At 36.0% G+C, this 545-nt stretch carries 1 protein-coding gene and 1 pseudogene; both read right to left on the bottom strand.

Annotation, left to right across the window (positions count from 1 at the left end):
• Positions 1 to 96 (bottom strand): RNase H family protein (locus ACFIK8_RS13030; RefSeq protein WP_375669662.1); only part of this gene is annotated, 96 nt, incomplete at its 3' end.
• A gap of 5 nt (positions 97 to 101) precedes the next feature.
• A pseudogene (locus tag ACFIK8_RS13025) lies at positions 102 to 545 on the bottom strand (phosphotransferase); the annotation flags it as partial.

Raw genomic sequence — 545 nt, 5'->3', positions numbered from 1 at the left:
ATTCCAGCGTAAAATCGCTCCCCACCCTCCAACTCCAGGATTACCAGAGCAAGCACCATCTGTATAAATTTCAACAACTTTCTGTTGATTTAACATGAAATTCAAAACCCTAGCTTACACAGCGAACCCGTATTTACTAAAAAACAAAGCTTGTGCCAATATTCCTATGGATCTTTCTTAACAACAAAACTACCGAGCAGTGTATTAAACCAATCATAAAAGCGTGTGAGTAAAAAGCTTAAAGCCGCACCACGCGCCAACGGAACAATCGTGTTCAATTCTAAAGGAACCAATGTTCTCATTTTTTGATAATTTTCTAATAGCACACGTGCTTTGATAAGATTATAGGGATGTAATATTCAAAACACCATGCATTCAAACAGATTGCCAAGTCATAAGCCAAAAAGTCATTACAAGCAAAATAGAAATCGATAATATAAGAAAGACTATGATTTTAAAAAACACATTATCATTAAATAAATCAGCGTGAACGATGCCTGTTGGCAAATTCGACGGCCAATTTTCTTCTAGAAAAGCTAATTCGG

It is taken from the genome of Bartonella sp. MR168JLCBS, from assembly GCF_042194175.1.
This window is presented reverse-complemented; position numbering and strand designations above follow the sequence as displayed.